This is a genomic window from Pseudomonas sp. P4_D7 (genome assembly GCF_056401755.1).
In genome coordinates this window covers 22378-37893 of the sequence record NZ_JBFUIR010000001.1, presented here as the reverse complement: position 1 = coordinate 37893, position 15516 = coordinate 22378, and the positions used below count along the sequence as shown (strand labels likewise).

At 59.9% G+C, this 15516-nt stretch carries 12 protein-coding genes; 7 read left to right on the top strand and 5 right to left on the bottom strand.

Annotated features, from left to right (window positions below; genetic code table 11):
* Positions 1-19 precede the first annotated feature (19 nt).
* The 4 genes from rsmA to AC1DVF_RS00160 are packed head-to-tail and all read right to left on the bottom strand — an operon-like array spanning position 20 to position 5916.
* Complete coding sequence (gene rsmA, locus AC1DVF_RS00175) at positions 20-838, bottom strand: 16S rRNA (adenine(1518)-N(6)/adenine(1519)-N(6))-dimethyltransferase RsmA (RefSeq protein ID WP_093441939.1); 819 nt, start codon at positions 836-838, stop codon at positions 20-22.
* The gene (pdxA, locus tag AC1DVF_RS00170; protein WP_093441935.1) at positions 835-1824 is read right to left on the bottom strand and encodes a 4-hydroxythreonine-4-phosphate dehydrogenase PdxA; all 990 of its coding nucleotides are present in this window, start codon (positions 1822-1824) and stop codon (positions 835-837) included. Before pdxA ends, rsmA begins: the two co-directional genes overlap by 4 nt.
* A complete protein-coding gene (gene surA, locus AC1DVF_RS00165) occupies positions 1821-3137 on the bottom strand; it encodes a peptidylprolyl isomerase SurA (protein WP_147307367.1) in 1317 nt (438 codons plus the stop codon). The genes pdxA and surA overlap by 4 nt, the downstream gene beginning before the upstream one ends.
* Positions 3118-5916: an LPS-assembly protein LptD gene (locus tag AC1DVF_RS00160; protein ID WP_427119053.1), complete on the bottom strand. Its 2799-nt coding sequence runs from the start codon at positions 5914-5916 to the stop codon at positions 3118-3120. Before AC1DVF_RS00160 ends, surA begins: the two co-directional genes overlap by 20 nt.
* Positions 5917-6046: 130 nt before the next feature.
* Between AC1DVF_RS00160 and AC1DVF_RS00155 the strand changes: the two genes are divergently transcribed.
* Genes AC1DVF_RS00155 through AC1DVF_RS00145 form a run of 3 tightly spaced genes read left to right on the top strand, consistent with a single transcriptional unit; the run spans position 6047 to position 8503 of the window.
* Entirely contained in the window at positions 6047-7066 is a 1020-nt protein-coding gene (locus tag AC1DVF_RS00155; RefSeq protein WP_477781839.1) for an aminoglycoside phosphotransferase family protein, read from the top strand.
* On the top strand, positions 7063-7734 hold the full coding sequence (gene murU / locus AC1DVF_RS00150; RefSeq protein ID WP_095050318.1) for an N-acetylmuramate alpha-1-phosphate uridylyltransferase MurU: 672 nt from the start codon (positions 7063-7065) through the stop codon (positions 7732-7734). Before AC1DVF_RS00155 ends, murU begins: the two co-directional genes overlap by 4 nt.
* A 1-nt stretch (position 7735) precedes the next feature.
* Entirely contained in the window at positions 7736-8503 is a 768-nt protein-coding gene (locus AC1DVF_RS00145) for a TerB family tellurite resistance protein (RefSeq protein ID WP_093441918.1), read from the top strand.
* 126 nt (positions 8504-8629) lie between these two features.
* Here AC1DVF_RS00145 and AC1DVF_RS00140 read toward each other — a convergent pair whose 3' ends face one another.
* Complete coding sequence (locus AC1DVF_RS00140; RefSeq protein ID WP_093441912.1) at positions 8630-9613, bottom strand: alpha/beta hydrolase family protein; 984 nt, start codon at positions 9611-9613, stop codon at positions 8630-8632.
* A 73-nt stretch (positions 9614-9686) separates the two neighbouring features.
* Between AC1DVF_RS00140 and AC1DVF_RS00135 the strand changes: the two genes are divergently transcribed.
* The 4 genes from AC1DVF_RS00135 to AC1DVF_RS00120 all read left to right on the top strand — a co-directional run bounded on the left by AC1DVF_RS00135 (position 9687) and on the right by AC1DVF_RS00120 (position 15362).
* A complete protein-coding gene (locus AC1DVF_RS00135) occupies positions 9687-12083 on the top strand; it encodes a PAS domain-containing sensor histidine kinase (RefSeq protein ID WP_477781838.1) in 2397 nt (798 codons plus the stop codon).
* Between the two features lie 85 nt (positions 12084-12168).
* Positions 12169-12798 (top strand): response regulator, encoded by a 630-nt coding sequence (locus AC1DVF_RS00130; protein ID WP_093441901.1) that lies wholly within the window; start codon positions 12169-12171, stop codon positions 12796-12798.
* A gap of 347 nt (positions 12799-13145) precedes the next feature.
* On the top strand, positions 13146-14270 hold the full coding sequence (locus tag AC1DVF_RS00125) for an ABC transporter ATP-binding protein (RefSeq protein ID WP_194935294.1): 1125 nt from the start codon (positions 13146-13148) through the stop codon (positions 14268-14270).
* 48 nt (positions 14271-14318) lie between these two features.
* The gene (locus tag AC1DVF_RS00120; RefSeq protein ID WP_016983607.1) at positions 14319-15362 is read left to right on the top strand and encodes an ABC transporter substrate-binding protein; all 1044 of its coding nucleotides are present in this window, start codon (positions 14319-14321) and stop codon (positions 15360-15362) included.
* Positions 15363-15516: the final 154 nt, after the last annotated feature.

The following is a 15516-nucleotide window of genomic DNA, read 5'->3' as shown; positions in this document are numbered from 1 at the left end:
CGATAGCGTTCATCGTTTATCAGTCGGCGGCGGGGGAGGCCGGGACTTGTACCGCGAGCTGGTCGGCCAGACGTACGAACGCGGCCAGATCCAGTTGCTCCGGACGCAAGCTGCCATCGACGCCGGCGGCTTCAATCTCGGCATTGCTGAGCAGTTGCTTGAGAGTATTGCGCAAGGTCTTGCGGCGTTGGTTGAACGCTTCGCGCACAACGCGCTCCAGCAGCTTGTGATCCTTGGCCGGGTGCGGCAGTACGGCGTGCGGCACCAAGCGGACGATGGCCGAGTCGACCTTCGGCGGCGGGTTGAACGCGCCGGGACCGACGTTGAACAGGTGTTCCACACGGCAATGGTACTGAACCATGATCGACAGGCGACCCCAGTCACCACCGCCAGGACCTGCGGCCAGACGCTCGACCACTTCTTTCTGCAGCATGAAGTGCATGTCGCGAATGATGCCGGCATTGTTCAGCAGGTGAAAAATCAGCGGCGTGGAGATGTTGTACGGCAGGTTGCCAACCACACGCAGGCTGTTTGGCGCGGCGTTGAGCGTGTTGAAGTCGAACTTCAGTGCATCGCCCTGATGCAGATTGAAGTTGTCCTTGCCGGCAAACTGCTGGTTGAGGATCGGGATCAGATCCTTGTCCAGTTCCACCACGTCGAGTTGTGCGCCGGAGGACAGCAGGCCGGCGGTCAGTGCGCCCTGGCCCGGGCCGATTTCCAGCAGGCGGTCTTCAGACTTGGCGCTGATGGAGCGCAGGATGCGGTCGATAACGCCGGCATCGTGCAGGAAGTTCTGGCCAAAGCGTTTGCGCGCCTTGTGTTGGTATTGCTCGGTCATAAACGGGTCTCGGCCATCTGGTAGGCGGTTTCCAGGGCGACTTGCAGGCTGCCGGTGTCGATCTTGCCGCTGCCGGCCAGATCGAGGGCGGTGCCGTGATCGACCGACGTGCGGATGATCGGCAGACCCAGGGTCACGTTGACGGCAGCGCCGAAGCCTTTGTACTTAAGCACAGGCAAACCCTGGTCGTGGTACATCGCCAGCACTGCGTCGCAGTGCTCCAGATATTTGGGGGTAAACAGAGTGTCGGCAGGCAGCGGGCCACGAAGGTCCATGCCCTCGCCGCGCAGGCGCTCTAATGTCGGTTCAATGATGTCGATTTCTTCATGGCCCAGGTGGCCGCCTTCACCGGCGTGCGGGTTGAGTCCGCAGACCAGGATGCGTGGCTGGGCGATGCCGAATTTGTGTTGCAGGTCGCTGTGCAGAATCCGCGTCACGCGCTCCAGCCGTTCTGGTGTGATTGCGTCGGCAATCTCGCGCAGGGGCAGGTGAGTGGTGACCAGTGCCACGCGCAAACCACGCGTGGCGAGCATCATCACCACTTGGGCGGTATGAGTCAGGTCGGCGAGGAATTCTGTGTGCCCGGAAAAGGCGATGCCGGACTCGTTGATCACGCCTTTGTGCACAGGCGCGGTGATCATTCCGGCGAAATCACCGTTCAGGCAGCCATTGCCGGCGCGGGTCAAGGTCTCGAGGACGAATGCGGCGTTGGCTTTGTCCAGTTGCCCGGCAACCACGGGGGCGCTGAGCGGCGTATCCCAGACATACAGGCTGCCTGCGGGCGCCGGAGCGTCCGGCCAGTGATCAGGCGCAACATCCAGCAAAGTGACGGCCAGCCCCAGCTGCGCGGCCCGCTCAAGGAGCAAGTCGCGGCTGGTGATGGCAATCAGGGGATGTGGCTGGGCTTGCGAGGCGAGCAGCAGGCACAGGTCGGGACCGATGCCGGCTGGTTCGCCGGGTGTCAGCGCGAAACGCTTGGGTTTCACTGCGCTGCCTGGTCTGCACCAGGGAGTTTGATCTCTACGTACGCTTCGTCACGGATCTGACGCAGCCAGGTTTGCAGCTCTTCGTCGTATTTGCGGTTACGCAGTACGGTCATGGCTTGCTGCTCGCGGGCCTGTTCAGTGCTGTCAGTGGCGCGACGGCCAAGGACTTCCAGAACGTGCCAGCCATATTGAGTCTGGAATGGCTTGGACAGCTGACCTTGTGGGGTCTTGGCCATCACTTCGCGGAATTCCGGTACCAGTGCGTTCGGGTCGATCCAGTTCAGGTCGCCGCCGTTGAGCGCCGAACCCGGGTCTTCGGAATAGCTTTTCGCCAGAGTGGCAAAATCTTCACCGGCCAGAATGCGCTCGTACAAGGATTGAACCAGTGCCTTGGTCTTCGCTTCATCGCGAATCGGGCTCGGCTTAACCAGAATGTGACGTACATGCACTTCGTCGCGCATCTGCGCTTCGCCACCACGTTTTGCCAGCAGCTTGAGGATGATGAAACCACCCGGCGTGCGTGCAGGTTGCGTGATGTCGCCAACAGCCATGCTGCTCAACTCGCGGTCGAACGGCGGAGGCAGTTGCGCGGCTTTACGCCAGCCCATGTCGCCGCCTTCCAGTGCGTTGTCGCTGCCGGACTTGGCAACGGCCATCTGGCCGAAGTCAGCGCCTTGCTTGAGTTGCTGGTAAACCTCCATGGCCTGACGGGCAGCGTTCTGAATCGCTTCAGAGTTGGCGCTTTCCGGCGTCGGGATCAGGATGTTGGCCAGGTGCAGCTCTTCGGACAGTTGCATTTTGCCCAGGTCGGAAGCGAGGAAGTTCTTCACTTCCTGCTCGGAGACCTGAATGCGTTCTGCCACGCGGCGTTGACGTACGCGGCTGATGACCATTTCGCGTTTGATCTGGTCACGGGCGTCGTCGTAGGACAGGCCGTCGCGAGCCAGAGCAGCACGGAACTGCTCAACCGACATGTTATTGCGCTGGGCAATGGTGCCGACCGCCTGGTTCAGTTCTTCATCGGTGATGCGGATGCCGGAGCGTTCGCCGATCTGCAGTTGCAGGTTTTCGACGATCAGGCGCTCAAGCACCTGTTGATCCAGTACGCCAGGAGGCGGCAGGCCGCCACCACGCTTGGCGATGGTCTGCTGCACTTCGTGGACGCGCTGGTCCAGTTGGCTCTGCATGACCACATCGTTGTCGACGATCGCTACCACTTTGTCGATGGATTGAACTGCGGCGTTCGCCGCAGTACCCAGGAACAGCGCGCCCAGCATCAGCGGGCGCAGACAATCAGAAAGCTTGGTCTTCACGTTCACGATAACCTTGAATGCCTTTGTCGAGGAAGCTCTCTACCTTGGCGCCAGTGAGGCCGCCGAGTCCCTTCAGAACAATTTGGAGGAAGACGCCATGGTCGCCTTTTTCGTTTTGCGGAGCTTCCTGGCTGAACTCGTCATAGGAAACCCAGTAACGGTTGATCAGGCGCAGTTTCCAGCAGCAGTTGTCGTACTCGAAACCACCGAAGGCTTCCAGGGTACGGTTACGGTTGTAGTCATACTGCCAGCGGCTGATCGCGTTCCACTGTGGAACGATCGGCCAGATGACCGAGAAGTCATGCTGCTGGATCTTGTAGTAGTCCTTCACGTAGCCAGGCTGGCCAGGGGTGCCGTAGTCACCACCGCCCACCGACCATTTACCGGTGTTCTGGTCGTAACGAACCTGGTCATTGCGATAGCGATAGCCGGCGTTGATAACCTTGTTCGGGTTGTCTTCAGGCTGGTAGTGGAACATCGCGCTGCCGGAACGTGGGCTGCGGCTGTCCGGATCCCAGTTGTAGTCGGCCGTGGTGCGCCAGTCGCGGTTCCAGCGGTATTCGTATTCCAGTGCATATGGCGAAACGTTGGACTGGGCATCTTTGCGATCTTTGAACGCGATGCCTGGCAGTTGTACTTCACGATCCTTGAAGTAGTAAGCCTGACCGACGCTGATGCGTTGACGCTCGAAACCGTTGTCTTCAATCCAACGGCTGGTCACGCCCAGCGACAGCTTGTTCTCGTCGCCGACACGGTCGGAGCCGGAGAAGCGGTTGTCGCGGAACAGCGAGGCGTAGTTGAAGGTGTATTCGCTGGTGTCGAATACTGGAATATCTTCCTGATCAACCTTCGGTACATAGAGGTAGAACAGGCGTGGTTCCAGGCTCTGGCGGTAGTTTTTGCCGAAGAACGACGTATTGCGGTCGAAGTACAGGCCGCTGTCGATACTGGCGATTGGTACGCCACGGTTCTGGTTGCTGTCGAATTCACCGTTGAGTTTTTTCTGCTCAGCAGTCATTAAATCGATCTGCGATTTACCGGTGTTGTCCAGGTCCAGTTGGTACTGGGTGTACTGATACTTGAGCGACGGTTTCAGGAAGCCGTAAGTCCAGTTCATCGGCAGACTGACACCTGGTTTCAGGTTCAGACGGTCGCCGTTTGCTCGAGCCAAGCCGGATACGTGAGTATCGAGACGATCCTCTCCAACCCCGTTTTCATCAATGAACTGGCCAGTTTTCAGATCACGATCAAACCGGACAAGCTCCGTCTCGTAATCGAAGTTCAGACCCTCCGGGTGATACGGCAGTTGACCATTGAAGGTGATCTGCGGCAGACGACCATACGGTGTGATGTTCGAAACGGTAGCCAATTGGTACTGCTGAGCATTCAAGCGAGCGGTATAGCTGTCGCCACGATAAGTAACCGCGCCCTGCTGGTTCACGAAGTCGCTGGATTTCACACCAATCTGATCGGTCTGCAGATCCTGGAAATAATACGGATCGCTGATCTTGGTGTAGTCGACTTCGGTGAGCACACGAGAGTCGAGACCGCCCTTGTGCTGCCAGTTGTACATGTAGCGGGTTTTTTCGTAGTCGGTCTGCTTGCTGCGCTCGGTATCGTCATCGTTCAGATATGCAGCACCAAACTGACCTTCACTCGACTTGGTCAGGTAACGGAATTCGCCTTCCACCAACATGCCACGCTTGCTCATGTAGCGCGGGTACAACGTGGCGTCGTAGTTCGGCGCCAGGTTGAAGTAGTACGGGGTGACCAGCATGAAGCCGGTATCGCTGCCGCTGCCAATGGTCGGCGGCAGGAAGCCCGACTGGCGACGGTCGTCGATCGGGAAGTAGATGTACGGCGTGTACAGAATCGGAATGTCTTTAACGCGCAACGTCACGTTGGTCGCGGTACCGAAACCGGTGGCCGGGTTCAAGGTGATGTTGTTGCCCTTGAGCTGCCAGGCGTTGCTGTTCGGTTCGCACGTGGTGTACGTGCCGTCCTTCAAACGGATGATCGCGTTCTCGGCACGCTTGGCGTACAGCGCGTTACCGCGGATACGCGATTTGTGCATCACGTATTCGGCGTTGTCGACCTTGGCTTCACCGGTGTCGAGCTGCACATCGGCGTGGTCGCCGACGATCAGCGCGCCGTTGTCGCGGATACGTACATCGCCATTGAGTTCGGCGCGGCTCTCGGCCTGATACAGGCTGGCCTCGTCGGATTCGACCTGCATGCTGCCCTGACGCAGTACAACATCACCGGCCAGCGTACCGACTTGATCATCGGTGTTATAGCGCGAGGCTTTTGCGCCGATAAAGGTCGGAGCATCGCTTTTGTTCGTCTTGTCATTCATGCCAGGACGAATCGGTTCGATGTAGGCACCAGAGCAGTAAGGCCCGGTCTCGGCCAATTGAGCGGCGGTGAGCTTCTCGCGCGGAACCCAGTCGAGGTGACTGAAGTCTTCGCTACGGGATTTCAAACCGCGGCCCTTGGCTTCGGTGACCAGCGCCGTTTTAGGCGCTGTGTCGGCAGCCGAACCGTTCTCGGTCGCCGCTTCGCCCGTAGCACTGACGGCACTGCCGTCATGCACCGGACGCGGCGGCAACGCAGCAGCGGTTGATTTGGGCGCACAGGCCCAACCACCCGAAGCCGAGACGGAGCAGTCATACTGCTCGGCGGCAACAACGAATTGACTGGCCAGAGGTTGCATAGCCAGCAGACTGCCGGTTACCAACAACGGAAATTTTTTACGAAACGCGGGGGATTTCAATGCCATCTTATTAGTCCGGGCTTCCTGCGTGCCATCTGCCCGCGGTGTGGGCCGCACGCCTCTCGATGGTCTGAAAAAGATGCTGGATAATAAAGCATGACCCGCTTGACGGCTAGCGCCGTCGGAGACCCTTGCAATGCCTGACCAAGATGTACGCTTGCAACACCTGAAAGTTTGGCTCGATGAGCAGTTGGCAATCCTGTTTGCAGATCAGGGCTGGGGCACCGTGCCCCCGGCCACGTTGACTGCGGCCAGCAGCGACGCGAGTTTCCGCCGTTACTTCCGCTGGGAAGGCGAGGGGCGCAGCTTCGTCGTGATGGACGCACCGCCGCCCCAGGAAAACTGCAAACCGTTCGTGGATATCGCTTTTTTGCTGGCGAAATCCGGAATAAATGTGCCGAAAATTTATGCCGAGGACCTCGAGCGCGGATTTCTTTTGCTCAATGACCTGGGCAACCAGACCTATCTCGACGTGATCGATGGCGAAAATGCCGACGCATTGTTCGCCGATGCCCTGCAAGCGTTGCTGGCTTTTCAGCAGTTGCCGATGGTTGCACCGTTGCCGAGCTACGACGTTGCCTTGCTGCGCCGTGAGCTGGAACTGTTCCCCGAGTGGTATGTGACGCGTGAACTCGGTGTCGAATTTGATTCGACTCAGCAACAGCAGTGGCAGCAGGTTAGTGATCTGCTGATCGACAGCGCACTCGCTCAACCCAAAGTGCTGGTACACCGCGACTACATGCCACGCAACCTGATGCTCAGCGAACCGAATCCCGGCGTGCTGGATTTCCAGGATGCGGTTTATGGCCCGGTGACCTACGACGTGACCTGCCTGTTCAAGGACGCCTTCCTCAACTGGCCCGAAGAGCGCGTGCGCGGCTGGCTGGAAAATTACTGGCAGCAAGCTTTGGCGTTGAACATTCCAGTGCAGCCGGACTTCGAAGACTTCCTGCGCGCCAGCGATCTGATGGGCGTGCAGCGTCATTTGAAAGTTATCGGCATCTTCGCGCGCATTTGTCATCGTGATGGCAAGCCGCGTTACCTGGCCGACGTGCCACGTTTCTTCTCCTATATAGAAGCGGTGATTGCGCGTCGTCCTGAATTGGCCGAACTGCAAGCGCTGTTCACCAGCCTGCGGGGTGGAGCAACAGCATGAAGGCAATGATTCTGGCGGCAGGCAAAGGCGAGCGCATGCGTCCGCTGACCCTGACCACGCCGAAACCACTGGTGCGTGCCGGCGGTGTTCCGTTGATCGAATATCACCTGCGCGCTCTCGCGGCCGCAGGATTCAACGAGATCGTGATCAACCACGCCTGGCTCGGTCAGCAGATCGAGGATTATCTGGGTGACGGTTCGCGATTTGGTGTGAGCATTCAGTACTCGCCCGAAGGCGAGCCACTGGAAACCGGCGGCGGGATTTTCCGGGCGCTGCCGATGCTTGGCGATGATGCGTTCCTGGTGGTCAACGGTGATATCTGGACCGATTATGACTTCAGCGTCCTGCACCAGCCGATCAACGGACTCGCGCATCTGGTCCTTGCGGACAACCCGACGCATCACCCGAACGGTGATTTCACGTTGGCCGACGGCCAGGTGATCGATGGCCAGCCCGACGCTGCAACCCTGACCTATAGCGGCATCGCTGTGCTGCATCCGCAACTGTTCGATGGCTGCACCGACGGCGCGTTCAAGCTGGCACCGCTGCTGCGCAAAGCCATGGCGGCTGGCGAAGTGAGTGGCGAACGCCTGAAAGGGCACTGGGTCGATGTCGGTACGCATGAGCGTCTGGCTGAAGCTGAAACATTGATAGAAGCGAGTCGCTGACATGTTGTGGCCAGGGACTCTGATTGGAGCCGGAGCGGGATTTGCAATCGCCAGCATTCCGGGGGCCATGCTTGGGGCATTGTTGGGGCAGGCGCTGGATCGGCGTCTGCACTTGCAGAGCTGGGGACACTTGCGGGAAAAACTCGGCGGTCGGCCGATGCTGCGCAACGACGAACTGTTGTTTGTGTTGCTCGGGCGTCTGGCCAAGAGTGATGGTCGGGTTACCGACGGGCATATCCAGCAGGCGCGCAACGAGATGCGTGCGCTGGAGATGAGTGAGCCGGCAACGCGCCGTGCCATCGCGGCATTCAACCGTGGCAAGTCTGAAAATGACAATCTGCGCGGTTATCTGCGTCGCTTGAGCGCGCAGCCCCATGCGGCCGAGGGTGTCTTGCGTGCGTGCTGGCGGATGGTCTGGGCCGATGGTCGTGCTGGCGTCAGCGAGCGTGAATTGTTGGCGCAGTGGGGCAAATGGCTGGGCTGGACAACGCATCAGGTGCAGGCGCTGGCCAGTGATTACGAACCGGGCAAGCGTCCGATCGTCAGTGCTGCAGTGAGCTATCAGGAGGCGATGCGTTTATTGGGCGTGTCGGCCTCCAGTGAACCGGCGCAGATCAAACGGGCCTATCGGCGCCTGCTCAGTCGTCATCATCCGGACAAGATTGCCGGAACGGGGGCGACGCCAGCGCAGGTGCGTGAAGCGACTGATAGAACCCGGGAGCTGCACAATGCTTACACGTTGATTCGTGAGCGGCGGGATTTTCGCTAGTCGTTAGAGCTGTGTTGGCGGTGATGGCACCTTCGCGAGCAGGCTCGCTCCCACATTGGATCTGTGCACACAATCCATTGTGGGAGCGAGCTTGCTCGCGAATGCGGGCGACTCGGTCTTATTCGGTCAGTCCATGTTCTGCGGATTCAACCAGCCACGCACCCGACGGAACAACTGTTCCTGCTCAGCCTTGCTGTCTGGCAAAGCTCTGAGCGCCACTTGGCTGAACGCCGAAGTCTTCAAGCGCTTGCTCGCCTGCATGCGTTCCAGCGCGGCGTTGCGATCCAGCGGCTTGTCCATATAGAAAATATCTGCGGTCGGCAGCTTCAGCGTTGGCGTCAACTCGGCCAGTGGCGGTTTGGCCTTGGCTGGCATCTGCGCATCGACCATGACGAACTTCTCTACCTGCGCGGTTTGTTTCTCGCCCAGGTATCGCGCGGCCCAATAGGCGCCAGTGCCGTGTCCGAGTACGACAATGCTGCGTGCGCTCTGCTGTTCGGCGTAGGCAATCGCGGCGTCGATGCGCGCGAAGATCCTTTCGGCGTCAGCCTTGGATTGTTCTTCAGTGGTTTCGGCGACCACTTGATCCGCCACTTCGGCTTCACCGCCAGCGGCTTGTTCAATTGGCTGCGCGGTAGTGGAGTCCTTGCTACCCGACTCCGGTGCTTTCGGCGCAACCGGCGCTTCAACCACGCGCGGTGCGATGGCGTCGCTTTGCAGGTCGGGCAGGGTGATACTCAGGCTGCTCCATTTTGCATCCGGCAGTTTGCGCCGCAATGGGCCGATTGCCTGCGGCCAGTCAGCGGTTTCGCCGGCGCCAGGGATGATGATCACCGCGCCTTTGGGCTCGGCGGTGTTGGCCGGTTTCCACAGGGCGAGGAAGCTGTCGCTGCCGGCCTGCAATTGTTGCTGTTCTTGCGCCGGGACTTTACGTTCCAGTGCGGCGGCCTCTTCCTGACTACGCTCTAGCAGTGGCTGGCGTTCGGCCGGTTTTTCTTCTGCCGGTTTTTCCGCCGCAGGAGTGGGGTCGGCGGCGTTGACGGAAAACGCACAGGGCAGGATCAGCGACAGGCACAATGCTGGCATTGCCAGGCGGTAAACAGAGGGCATCGGTTATTCCAGGCCAGAAAGTATCCCGGCAGCCTAATGGGTTGGTCAGAATTTGTCAGTGTATGAGACTTCAATGAAGCGATTTTGCTGCCTGTGGGTTATCGGCTGTTTGTGGTTTCCCTTGATGGGCTGGGCGGCGCCTGCGCCCCCGGCCCACGTTGCGCAATTGTCGGCGGGCCAGCAGCAATGGCTGGCGCAGCACAATGAACTGCGCGTCGGTCTGGTCCTGCAAGCACCGTATGCGCAATACGACCGGCGTTTGCAGCGGCTGTCCGGGGCCAATGTCGAACTGATGAAGTTGTTGGCCAAGACGCTCAATGTCGAACTGAGCTGGCGTAACTTTCAGGATCTCGCACAACTGGAAACCGCCGTGCGCGAGGGCGAGATCGATATCGCTCCGGGCCTGAGTCAAACCCCGAGTGCGTTGCGTCTGTGGCAGTTCTCCGATCCCTACATGCGCGTGCCGCAACTGGTGGTCAGTGATCAGAAGGCCAGTGGCGTGATCGATCTGGAGAAACTCGACAGCCAGGTCCGCGTCGCCGTGCGCATGCCCAGCAGTACTGCCGATTACCTGCGCGGCAACTATCCACACCTGAACCTGCAAGGCGTGCCGCTGGAGCGTCAAGCCTTGCAGTTGCTGTTGACGCAGCAGGCCGCCTACGCCGTGGTCGACGAGGCACAACTCGGGCGGTTGTCGGTAGAGCCGGAGTTCGCCGAGCTGGTGGTGGTCGGCGATATCGGCCTGCCGCAACTGCTGCGAGTCGGTTCGCGCCGTGATTGGCCGGAGCTGGCCGGTATTGTGCAAAGTGCTTTGCGCGCGATTCCGGCCAAAGATCTGGAGCAACTGCACAACCAATGGCTGCAACCGAAATACCCGCGACTGTCGGAGTCGCCCGGCTTCTGGCAGAACCTCAGTCTGTTGTTTGCGGTGATGCTGCTCAGTTGTGTCGCGATCGTGTTCTGGCAGCGCCGCCAACAGCACAGCCTGGAGCAGCGATTGCTGGCCGCCCGGGAAGACATCGCCTTGCGCGCGGCCAGCGAAGAAGCGCTGCGGTTGACGCAGTTCTCCATCGATCAAAGCACCGTCGGCATCCTCTGGGTCAACTGGGACAGCCATGTGCGCTACGCCAATCGCGCGGCGGAAAACATGCTCGGTTACCCCTCAGGCGGGTTGATCGAGCGTCCCCTGATCGACTTCGAGCCGGGGCTGCACATGGATCGCTGGCTCAATCTGTGGAAGCGCGCGCGGGCCAGCGAAGAAGGGCCGCTGAGTTTCGAAACCAGTTGCGTGCGCGCCGACGGCAGTGTTTTGCCCGCGGACGTGTCGCTGAGTTTCCTGCGCTTTCGCGACAGCGAATACCTGGTGGTTTACCTCACCGATGTCACCGAGCGCCGCCGGGCTCTGGCGGCGTTGCAGGAAAGCGAGGCGCGACTGCAAGGCATTGCGGCGAATGTGCCGGGGCTGGTGTTCCGTCTGGAGCGGGCGCCGGTGACCGGGCAGATCGACTTTGCCTATATCAGCGAGGGCAGCGAAAGTCTGGTCGGCTATGCCCCGGCCGCCATTGCCCATCGCGACATGGGCCTGCGCAGCCTGGTGCATCCCGACGATAAGGCGAGTTATCACTGCACTCAGGATCAGGCGCTGGACACCGACAGTGACTGGTCATGGCAAGGCCGGATCCTCACGCGTCAGGGCGAGCAGCGCTGGGCCGAGATCAAAGCGATCACCCGGCAACTGGAGGACGGCGCGTATGTCTGGGACGGCATCGTCTGGGACATCAGCGAGAGCAAGCGTATCGAGCTGGAACTGGCGGCCTCCCGCGAGCAATTGCGTGAACTGTCGGCGCACCTTGAAAGCGTGCGTGAAGAAGAGAAGGCGCGAATTGCCCGCGAGGTTCACGATGAATTGGGGCAGATGTTGACGGTGCTGAAACTGGAAACATCGATGTGCGAACTGGCCTACGCGCAACTCGATCCCGGTCTGAACGAACGGTTGAACAGCATGAAGCGCCTGATCGCCCAGTTATTTCAATTGGTGCGTGATGTGGCGACGGCGCTGCGACCACCGATTCTCGATGCCGGGATTGCGTCGGCAATCGAGTGGCAGGCGCGGCGCTTCGAGGCGCGTACGCAGATTCCATGCCTGGTGCAGGTGCCGGACAATCTGCCGGCGCTCAGTGATGCCAAGGCGATTGGCCTGTTCCGGATCTTGCAGGAGGCGCTGACCAATGTGATGCGCCATGCCCAGGCGCATACTGTGGAACTGACGCTGGCGCTGGAAGGCGACGAATTGTGTCTGACGGTCGCCGATGATGGCGTAGGATTTGCCCCCGCTGGCGGTCGGCCGACTTCGTTTGGTCTGGTGGGCATGCGCGAACGGGTGCTGATCATGGGCGGGAGGTTGACGCTGGAGAGTGAGCCGGGGGAGGGCACCAGTCTGGTGGTGCGGGTGCCGGTGAGTGAGGTTTGAAAATTTGTGGTGTTTGGGCTGACGCTATCGCGAGCTGGCTCGCTCCCACAGGGATTGGTGTGTACCTGAAATCTGGAGAAAAGATTTGATCCGTGTACTGGTAGCCGAAGACCACACCATTGTCCGCGAAGGCATCAAGCAATTGATTGGCCTGGCCAAGGATCTGCAAGTGGTGGGCGAGGCGAGCAATGGTGAGCAACTGCTCGAAACCCTGCGCAATGTGCCGTGCGAAGTGGTGCTGCTCGACATCTCCATGCCCGGGGTCAATGGCCTCGAAGCGATCCCGCGCATCCGTGCTCTGAACAATCCGCCAGCGATTCTGGTGCTGTCGATGCATGACGAAGCGCAGATGGCTGCTCGGGCGCTGAAGGTTGGCGCCGCCGGGTATGCGACCAAGGACAGTGATCCGGCTTTGTTGCTCACCGCCATTCGCAAGGTCGCGGCCGGTGGGCGTTACATTGATCCGGATCTGGCGGATCGCATGGTCTTCGAAGTCGGCCTGACCGATGCGCGGCCGCTGCATTCTTTGTTGTCCGAACGCGAGTTCTCGGTGTTCGAACGCTTGGCCCAAGGCGCCAACGTCAATGACATCGCCCAGCAACTGGCGCTGAGCAGCAAAACCATCAGCACCCACAAGGCGCGTTTGATGCAGAAACTCAACATCACCTCGCTGGCCGAACTGGTCAAGTACGCGATGGAACACAAACTCCTCTGATCAGCACTGTTCCCCTGTGGGAGCGAGCCTGCTCGCGAATGCGGTGTATCAGTCACAGAATGAGTTGAATGACCCACCGCTTTCGCGAGCAAGCTCGCTCCCACAGGGTTCTTTGTTCAGCTCTCGATGTGCGCATATCCATTAACGACAGGCGCTTTTGCTTGTTCTTGCAGCCTGCAACTCAACCCTCGCCACTGCCTTATCCATTAGCGCCATCCTTGTAGGGCAATCCCTACCCCCAACCTTCCATCCGGCTGAGGCGATTCTCTCCTGCGCCCCGATTTGCGTGCCTGTCAGCAACCACTAGGCTTAATCCACAAGCAGTCATCAACAACAAAGGTGTGGGTATGAGCCAGGTCGAAACAAACGCAGGGGCCAGTGATGTGCTGGTCAGCTTTCGTGGAGTGCAGAAGAGCTACGACGGCGAGAACCTGATCGTCAAAGACCTCAACCTGGACATCCGCAAAGGCGAATTTCTCACCCTGCTAGGGCCATCCGGTTCCGGCAAGACCACTAGCCTGATGATGCTCGCTGGCTTCGAAACACCGACCGCCGGCGAAATTCTGCTGGCCGGGCGCTCGATCAACAACGTGCCGCCGCACAAGCGCGACATCGGCATGGTGTTCCAGAACTACGCGCTGTTCCCGCACATGACCGTGGCGGAAAACCTCGCGTTTCCACTGACCGTCCGTGGCCTGAACAAAAGCGATGTCAGTGACCGCGTGAAAAAAGTCCTCAGCATGGTTCAGCTCGACGCGTTCGCCTCGCGTTATCCGGCGCAACTGTCCGGCGGTCAGCAACAGCGTGTGGCGTTGGCCCGTGCGCTGGTGTTCGAACCGCAACTGGTGCTGATGGACGAGCCTCTTGGCGCCCTCGACAAGCAACTGCGTGAACACATGCAGATGGAAATCAAACACCTGCACCAGCGCCTCGGTGTGACCGTGGTCTATGTGACCCACGATCAGGGTGAAGCGCTGACCATGTCCGACCGCGTGGCGGTATTCCATCAAGGCGAAATCCAGCAGATCGCCCCGCCCCGCACCCTTTACGAAGAGCCAAAAAACACTTTCGTCGCCAACTTCATCGGCGAGAACAACCGCCTCAACGGCCGCCTGCTCAGCCAGACCGGTGAGCGCTGCGTGGTCGAGTTGGGCCGTGGCGAAAAGGTCGAGGCGCTGGCGGTCAACGTCGGCCAGACCGGCGAACCGGTGACCCTGTCGATCCGTCCGGAGCGCGTCAGCCTCAACGGTTCGAGCGATCAATGCGTTAACCGCTTCTCAGGGAGGGTGGCGGAATTCATCTATCTGGGCGACCACGTCCGGGTGCGCCTGGAAGTCTGCGGCAAGACCGACTTCTTCGTGAAACAACCGATTGCCGAGCTCGATCCAGCGCTCGCCGTCGGTGACGTGGTACCGCTTGGCTGGCAGGTCGAGCACGTACGCGCGCTTGATCCGCTTTTAGAGGCGAACTGATCGCCCCGGCAATACCAACACCAACCCTGCACGTGGAGAGAACAATAAATGTTGAGATCCCTGAAGTTCACCGCCCTGACCCTGGGCCTGATGGGTGCGGCCAGCGCGATGGCCGCCGGCCCGGATTTGACCGTGGTGTCGTTTGGCGGGGCGAACAAGGCGGCGCAAGTCAAAGCCTTCTATGCACCGTGGGAAGCGGCGGGCAACGGCAAGATCGTCGCCGGCGAATACAACGGCGAAATGGCCAAGGTCAAAGCCATGGTCGACACCAAGAGCGTGTCGTGGGATCTGGTGGAAGTTGAATCGCCAGAGCTGTCCCGTGGCTGCGACGAAGACATGTTCGAACAACTCGACCCGGCACTGTTCGGCAAGACTGAAGACTACGTCAAAGGCGCGATTCAGCCGTGCGGCGTGGGCTTCTTCGTGTGGTCGACCGTACTGGCTTACAACGCCGACAAGCTGAAAACCGCGCCGACCAGCTGGGCCGATTTCTGGGACACCAAGAAATTCCCGGGCAAGCGTGGCCTGCGCAAAGGCGCCAAGTACACCCTCGAATTCGCGCTGATGGCCGACGGTGTGGCGCCGAAAGACGTCTACAAAGAGCTGGCGAGCAAGGGTGGCCAGGATCGTGCGTTCAAGAAGCTTGATGAGCTGAAGCCAAACATTCAGTGGTGGGAAGCCGGCGCGCAACCGCCGCAATACCTCGCTTCCGGTGACGTAGTGATGAGCTCGGCCTACAACGGTCGCATCGCTGCCGTGCAGAAGGAATCCAACCTGAAAGTGGTGTGGAACGGCGGCATCTACGACTTCGACGCCTGGGCCATCCCGAAAGGTCTGGACGCCAAGCGCGCCGAAGCGGCGAAGAAATTCATCGCTTACTCGGTACAGCCGCAGCAGCAGAAAACCTACTCGGAAAACATCGCCTACGGCCCGGCCAATACCCAAGCCGTACCGCTGCTGGCCAAGGATGTTCTGAAAGACATGCCGACCACCCCGGAAAACATCGCCAACCAGGTGCAGATCGACGTCAGCTTCTGGGCTGACAACGGCGAGCAACTGGAGCAGCGCTTCAACTCCTGGGCTGCGAAATAACCGAGGGCTCGCTCTCCTGTGGGAGCGAGCTTGCTCGCGAAAGCGCCAGTACATTGAACATTGATGTCGACTGATGCGCCGCCTTCGCGAGCAAGCTCGCTCCCACATTTGGATCTGTGTGCATCAATCGATCGAGGTGGTTCGCCACCTCTGT